The organism is Armatimonadota bacterium (assembly GCA_020354555.1).
Classification (GTDB): domain Bacteria; phylum Armatimonadota; class Hebobacteria.
Genome location: CP070648.1, coordinates 3,667,338 through 3,674,949, shown reverse-complemented (window position 1 = coordinate 3,674,949; position 7,612 = coordinate 3,667,338). Strand labels below are relative to the sequence as shown.

At 66.1% G+C, this 7,612-nt stretch carries 5 protein-coding genes; all 5 read left to right on the top strand.

The features are described 5' to 3' along the window. A partial coding sequence (locus tag JSV65_15045; protein ID UCH33860.1) for a hypothetical protein occupies nucleotides 1-1,489 on the top strand: 1,489 nt, incomplete at its 5' end. 89 nt (nucleotides 1,490-1,578) lie between these two features. Continuing rightward, entirely contained in the window at nucleotides 1,579-2,730 is a 1,152-nt protein-coding gene (locus tag JSV65_15040) for a hypothetical protein (GenBank protein UCH33859.1), read from the top strand. Between the two features lie 651 nt (nucleotides 2,731-3,381). After that, on the top strand, nucleotides 3,382-4,614 hold the full coding sequence (locus JSV65_15035; GenBank protein ID UCH33858.1) for a HEAT repeat domain-containing protein: 1,233 nt from the start codon (nucleotides 3,382-3,384) through the stop codon (nucleotides 4,612-4,614). Beyond that, on the top strand, nucleotides 4,611-5,576 hold the full coding sequence (locus tag JSV65_15030) for a hypothetical protein (GenBank protein ID UCH33857.1): 966 nt from the start codon (nucleotides 4,611-4,613) through the stop codon (nucleotides 5,574-5,576). The genes JSV65_15035 and JSV65_15030 overlap by 4 nt, the downstream gene beginning before the upstream one ends. A 468-nt stretch (nucleotides 5,577-6,044) precedes the next feature. After that, nucleotides 6,045-7,612, top strand: a 1,568-nt coding sequence (locus tag JSV65_15025; GenBank protein UCH33856.1) for a class I tRNA ligase family protein, incomplete at its 3' end; no start/stop codon positions are given.

The following is a 7,612-nucleotide window of genomic DNA, read 5'->3' as shown; positions in this document are numbered from 1 at the left end:
GGACATCAACGACTTCTACCGCGCGCACGTCACGCACACGCTCATCAACGACGATCGCGAGATCGGCTCGGATCGCCTCATGGGGCGTGTAAGCTCGTTCAACTACGGCAACTTTTCCAACGAAGCGATCATGCAGATCATGGAGCTTGACCGGCGCGGGCTGCACGACGAGGCGCGCCGTCATCTCGACACGTACCTTCATTATCAGGGCACGGTCGGCTTGCCCGGCAACTTCCAGAGCCGGGACGGCGTGTTCTACGGCTCGGGGGGCTACGAGCACGGCGGGTACAACCAGCACCACGGCTGGGTGCTGTGGGGCCTGGCGGAGCATTATCGCTTCACCGGCGATCGGGAATGGCTGCTGCGAATCGCGGACCGGCTCATTGCGGGCGGCGAGTGGGTGATCCGCGAGCGCCAGGCGACCAAACGCGCCGATGCTGACGGCAAGCGCGTACTGGAGTACGGCTTCCTTCCCGCCGGATCGTTGGAGGACGTGACGGATTACTACTATTGGCTATCGACCAACGCGCTGACTTCGCGCGGCCTGACCGCGGCCGCCCAGGTTCTCGCCGACGTCGGGCATCCGGACGGCGAGCGGCTGGTGCGTGAGGCCGCGTCGTATCGGGAAGACTTGCTCGCCGGGTTCCGCGAGTCGATGATTCGCGCTCCCGTCGTGAGGCTGCGCGACGGCACCTATGTGCCGCACAACCCGTCGCGGCTGTATTGGCGCGGGCGCGATTTCGGCTGGATACGCGAGGTGCTCGAGGGCTCCATCAACCTCACCACCACCGTCCTCGACCCGCGGAGCCGGGAGGCGACGTGGATCCTGGAGGATTACGAGGACAACCGCTACCTCGACGCGCCGTACAACTATCCCCTGGACAACTTCGACGGGCAGTGGTTCAGCCGCGGCGGGTTCAGCATGCAGCCGAACCTGCTCTACTTCACGCCGCCGTACCTGTATCGCGACCAAATCGAGCACTTCCTGCGCGCGTTCTTCAACGGCTTCGCGGCATGCTGGCGGGCGGACATCCGCGCCATGGCGGAGCACCCGCTGCCGACTCTCGCTGATTGGGGCGGCGACCACTTCAAGACGTCCGACGAGTCCATGGCCGCGATGTGGCTGCGCATGATGTTCGTGCAGGAGGACGGCGACACGCTCTATCTCGGCCGCGGGATTCCGCGCGCGTGGCTAGCCAGCGAGGACGGAGTCGCCATACGCAACGCGGCAACGTATTTCGGCGCCGTGAGCCTGGAGATGACGCCGCTCGACGGCGGACAGCGCATCGTCGCGCGCATCACGCCGCCGACTCGCAAGCCGCCCGCGCGCGTGGTGCTGCGCTTCCGCCATCCCGAGAAAGCGCGGCTCGCCGCGGTGACGGTCAACGGGCAGCCGGCGAGCGGCGTTGATCCGGACCAGGAATGGGTCGTTCTCACCGGCCTGCGCGATCCGATCACCGTCGAGGCGCGGTTCGCGCGGCCGCAATAGGACAGCCGCGTATCGAACGGCGCCGCCGCCTTCGTTGACGCGAGGCACGCGTTCGATTACAGACCAATGACGTGACACCGAAACAGCGAATGCTCGCCGCAATGGAGGGCCGCGCGACCGACTGCGTCCCCGTCGCGCCGTACTTCTGGGGCGAGGAGTACGTCTGGAAACTCGTCGGCCGCCCGGTGTGGCACCTCAGCCTTGGCCCCCCCGAGACCTCGCAGGATATCATCCGCGCCGTGCAACAGCGACACGACGCCGACTGGGTGATCTCCCTCGGCGGCGGCAGCGGCTTCCTGCAGGGCAAGCAGGTCGAGGAGCGCGACGGGCGCGTCCTCATCGCCGACCCCGCTTCAGGGCAGCGCTGGGAGTACCTCATGGATGGGCGGCGCCTGGTGGAGCTGGACTCCGATGGCCGCCCGATGTCGGAGCACGCGAAGACGACGGGGGAAGTGCACCAGCCACTGACCACCAAGCAGGAAGCCGACCGCTGGTTCGAGGAACACGGCTACGGGCAGCCACCCGCCGAGGACGCCGCCGCCCCTGCCGGCGCCGAGCCCGACTGGCTCGTCGAGAACTTCGGCGAGCGATATCTCGTGGCGGGCGTCTGCGGCGGCGGGTTTCACCAGCTATGTTATTCGCTCGGGCTGGAGACCGCGCTCATCATGATGATGGAGACGCCGCGTGTCGCCGCGTACATGCTGGAGAGATTCATGGCCGACGTGCCGCGGCGCGCGCGGTGGCTGGCGGCGACGGGATATGACGCGGGCTTTGTCGTGGACTCGTACGCCTCGGCCGACATCGTGTCGCCGAAGATGTACGAGGATTGGATCGCGCCCATTCACCGCGCCCACGCCGACGCAATCAAGCGCGCGGGCCTCAAGGCGATCTTCTACAACACCGGCGACATTATGCCGCTACTGCCCGCCATCAAAACGCTGGGCTTCGACGCGCTGTCGTTCGAGGAGCGCTGCAAAGGCGTCGAGATGGACATCGGGGCGATCCGAAAGGAGGTTGGGCCGGAGCAGTGCTTGTTCGGGAACTTCGATTCCTACCTGCTGCTGCGCGGCGACCGCGCGGCGATTGCGGCGGAGGTCGCGCGCCAGATCAACTCCGCCGGCCGCACCGGTAGCTTCATCATGTCCACCGGCAGCCCGATCTGCGATGGCACCGACCCCGACATCGTTGGCTTCTTCATCGCGTGTGTGCGTGCCGAGCGCCCACAGCCGGCGCACTTGTAGGGGCCCGGATCCGGAGGTTGGTGCATAATTCGCTGGTTCGCCCTTGATCGACCCCGAAGCTGTCATTCAGAGCGTCGCGCCGAGTGGCTAGGCGGCTCTGCCGCCGCCACGGCGGTCGCGCAGCGACCTAGCCGCGTGAGCGAGGCGCAAAGCGAAGAATCTCGGTACTGCCGCAGCAATTACGCAACGGCCTCTCCGCCCCGGCCCGGCTGCTTCCCGATCACGCGCCGCCGGCAGACGCGAATTTAGACTCAGAACGCAATACGCTCTTGACACAATGCGCGGGGGGGGGCTAGCATTCGATTGCGTTGAGTCAGCGGGCAGCCCTGGGGCTTGCCCAAGTGAGGTGCGTCGGCAGACGCCCGACGCGCTGGCCTTGGATCATGCCGCCTCGCGCGGCCAGGTAACGTTGACGTGTGACCACGGGGAGGTCACCGTGGCGACTGTGCTGAGTCGCAGAGAACTGACGATCAACCGCAATCCGCTAGAAATGTGCGGCCCGCATGCTAATTCCGGCATCGGGCCGCTTCTGTTTCCTCAGCGCTCCGGGCGGTCATATGACACAGCCGCCGTCGGCGATGTCACACCAGGCGCGCTACGCGGGCAGCATAGGCGATAACCCCACGTCGCCATGGCGCGGGAGGTAATGACGTGAAGGGCCGCAGATGGTACCGGATGGCGCTTGCAGCGGCAGCGGTGAGCGCGCAGGGTGTCAGCAGCGTGGCCGCCGCGCCAAGCCCCCAGGAGGAGTACCTGGAGGAACTCGCGTCGAGCACCGCCAGAATGGCGCAGGTGAGCCTCGAGCGGGCGAGTGTCGCGGGATCCGGGGACCTGACGCTGGAGCTTGCTCCCGCCCAGGAGACGTGGCCCCTGTTCGCCCCGGTCACCGTGTTCGTCCGTCTTACCAATGCTGGGACACAGCCGGCGGAGGGGTACTATCAGCTTAACGAGGACTCCGCGCGACTCTTCCTGTATATCGCCAGGGCAGGCGGGCAATTCGTCCCTCTTCTCTCTCTGGCCGCTCTGCGCGCGCAAATGAACGACATGATGTTTCCGCGCGGGCTTCTCCCGCCCGGAAACGCGATTACGGCGCGTGTCACGCTGCTGTACGACTACGTCACACGCGACTACGCGTTCCCCCTCGCGGGAACCTATCGCGTGAAGGCTGTGTTCGCCTATGATCTGGGCTACGAGAATGTCGTGTCGTCGAATGTGGCTGATATCAAGATTGTCAGTGCTGACTGGCAGGATACACAGGTCGTGCCGCTCGTCGAAGGCCAGGAACAGGCTAATGTCCTGCAACGCGAATCGGCCGATGCCGATGCGGTCGCGAAGTTGCGCACTGTGGTCGAAATGTGCCCGGACAGCGAGTACGCGCTGTATGCCCGGACCCCTCTCTCGTGGCCGCCGGGCGCTTCTTACGCGCGGGAGGCGCCGGCCGCGGATAGGACCCTCGGCCCGCGGCATCGGGCGGTGTTGGAAGAGGCCGTCGCCACCCTGCGCGACGCGAGCCAAACCACATACATGCGAATGGGAGCCGCTCTGCGACTCGGCGAGCAACTCGGGCACAAGGATGCCATGCCGGCGCTGGTTTCGGCGATTAACGATTCTGCGGCGCCTCGCGAGGTGCGGTTCGCGGCGGTGATCGCGCTCAGCCAGATCCCGGACCCGTCCGCTGTGGAAGCGCTGCTTGACGTGGTCACTGCGCATCCTGAGCCGGCCTTGCGCGAGCGCGCGCGCAAGCAGCTCGTGCATATGGGGGTGCCGGTGGGTCCCGTGCATCCGCCCGCGGGGTGGGAACTGCGAAAGGAAACAGGCACATGGGTGCCGCGCGCGGCGGGCAACGCGGATGTCATCGTGACTGACGTGAAGAGTGCCCAATGACGGACAAGCGACTCAGTGCGTTGGCCCTTCTCCTGTGGTGCGCGGCGTTGCCGGCGACGGCGCCGGATTCGCCTGCCGCGGCGGGTGACCAATCCGACTGGAGCGCATCGCTCACGGTGTTTTCCCAGCGCGTACTGCCCGCCGAGCCGGTGCTGGTGACGCTAAGGCTGACGTATAGGGGTGACGAGCCTTTCACGGGCTACGCGAGCTTCGGGCGCTTCGAAGTGCAATACTGGTCGCCGGCGGGCGGCAAGCGCATCCATTCCTTCAGCTCGCCGCCGTTCCAGGCATCCACCGACGAGCTTCCACCTGTCCGCGCACGCACCTACGCGGCCGGTTATGTGGGAGAGGTCAGCGTCCTCGTTCTCTACGACCCCGACCGCGGTGCCTGTTTCTTTCAGGAGCCCGGCGTCGGCTGCTTCATGGCCAACGGAGAAGTGTGGGAAGGCGCAGTGCTGGAGGAATACCGGCCCGTGCGTGTGGACTCGGCGCCGGTCGCGGTCGAGGTCCTACCCATGCCCACGGAGGAGATCGACGCCTTTGCCCTCTGGCGGGGGGAGGACAAGGCTCTGATGTTTCTCGCGGGCATCGGCGACGAAGGCACCAGAGCCGATCTCCAGGCCCTCGCAGATCGTTATCCACAGAGCGCTTACGCGAAGTACGCGCTGCTGGCTCTGGCACAGGGGAAGCACAGGCAATGGAAGCGACTGCACGGGAGCGGGCCAGACTTCGCGCGGCTGGTGTCAGACGAGCTTGACCTGCTGCACCAGGTCGCTGAGCGCCACCCGAGTTTTCACCTGATGCCCACGGTGGCGGACAGGATCCTCGATGCGGCGCTCTGGATGCCCGGTTGGCCGCACACAGAGAAGTACGCGAAGATGCTGTTGGAGATGCCCAACGCGCCGCAGGAGTACCGCACCCACGCCCGGCAGGCGCTGGAGGGCCTCAAAGCGCAGCAGTGACCTCTGGGCGATAGCGGTTTGACAATCCCTGACGCGGCGCGGTACAATCCGATCAGAGCGATATTGCCACAGGCGTTGACGAGGAAGAGTACCTGCGGCGGCGGGGCTACAGAGAACCGGGAAAGCTGAGAGCCGGGCCGCAAGCCGCGCGGGGAACATCACCTCCGAGCCGGATCTGCGAAAGCGCGTGCGAGTAGTGGATCCCGGGTGCTCCCGTTAGCGAGCCGGAGTATGGCGGAGCAACCGCGTCGACTGCGGCGGCGGTCCGCTCCAAGTACTCGTTGAGGCCGGCGCCGCGAGGTGCCGGCGAACCGGGGTGGTAACACGAAGGCATGCGCCTCTCGTCCCTATTCGGGCGAGGGGCGTTTTTGTTTTCGTCCGGCGTCGTGCAGGGACGGCATTGTGGAGGCCGCCCAGTCTCCCGCCGCGCCTGCCGTACGCTGATAAAGGCATCCGGAGGACAACGCAGTGTTCAGAGAGATAACCGGGACACCGGACTACCCGGAGCTGGAACGCGAGGTGCTCCGCTTTTGGGACGAGCGGCGCATCTTCGACAAACTGCGTGAGAAGAACCGTGGCGGGCCGCACTGGTCGTTCATTGATGGCCCCATCACGGCCAATAATCCCATGGGCGTGCATCACGCCTGGGGGCGCACGTATAAGGACATCTTCCAGCGCTTCATGGCCATGCGCGGCTTCGACCAGCGCTACCAGAACGGCTTCGATTGCCAGGGGCTGTGGGTCGAGGTGGAGGTCGAGAAGGATCTCGGCCTCAACTCCAAGCGCGACATCGTCTCCTACGGCCTCGACCGCTTTGCCGACGCCTGCCGCGCGCGCGTCGAGAAGTATTCCCAGGTGCAGACCGAGCAGTCGCGGCGCCTCGGCCAATGGATGGACTGGGATCATTCCTACTTCACGATGACCGATACGAACATCGAGTACATCTGGCACTTCCTCAAGGAGTGCCATCGCCGCGGCTGGCTCTACAAGGGGCAGCGCGCGATGCCGTGGTGCGCCCGCTGCGGCACGTCGCTCTCCCAGCACGAGCTGATTGACTCTTACCGTGACATGACCCACCGCTCGCTTACCGTCAAGCTGCCCCTGCTCGATCGTCCCGGCGAGTTCATCCTGGTGTGGACCACGACGCCGTGGACGCTCACCGCCAACGCCGCGCTCGCCGTGCATCCCGACCTCGACTATGCGCGCGTGCGCCGAGGCGACGACACGCTGTACCTCTCGGCGGGGACAATCGGCCGTCTCGGGCCGGGCCACGAGGCGACAGGAACGATCAAGGGGCGCGAGTTGGTCGGCCTGCGCTACCGCGGCCCGTTCTTCGATCTGCCCGCGCAGCAGGGACTCGAAACGCGCGTCGTCGCGTGGAGCGACGTCGGCGAAGAGGAAGGTACCGGTGTCGTGCACATCGCGCCCGGCTGCGGCGAGGAGGACTACGAACTCAGCAAAGTGGAGAATCTCCCCGCCCTGGTGCCGATTGACGAGAACGGCATCTACGGGCCCGACTACGGCTGGCTCGCGGGCAAAGGCGTCGGCGAGGTCGCGCCGCTCATTTTCGATGACCTCGAACGCAAGGGCATGCTCTATAACACCGAGGACTACGCGCACCGCTACCCCGTGTGCTGGCGCTGCCAGGAGGAACTCGTCTTCCGTTTGGTGGACGAGTGGTTCATCGCGTGCGATGAACTGCGGCAACCCATGATCGATGCCGCGCGCACCGTGCGCTGGATCCCGGAGTACGCCGGGAAGCGCATGGAGGACTGGCTCAACAACATGGGCGACTGGTGTATCTCCCGCAAGCGGTTCTGGGGCCTCCCGCTGCCGTTCTACGAGTGCGCGTGCGGTGAGCTGACCGTAGTCGGCTCGCGCTGCGAACTCGAGGTGCTGGCGACGTCGGGCCTCGACCAGCTTCGCGAACTGCACCGGCCGTGGATTGACGCCGTCACCGTGACCTGCGCGCAGTGCGGGCGCGCGGTTCAGCGCATCCCCGAGGTCGGCGACTGCTGGCTCGACGCAGGCATCGT

Excerpts from the sequence above, each read along its gene's own strand:
- JSV65_15040 (UCH33859.1), top strand. The coding sequence starts at position 1,579 with ATGCTCGCCGCAATGGAGGGCCGCGCGACCGACTGCGTCCCCGTCGCG.
- JSV65_15030 (UCH33857.1), top strand. The coding sequence starts at position 4,611 with ATGACGGACAAGCGACTCAGTGCGTTGGCCCTTCTCCTGTGGTGCGCG.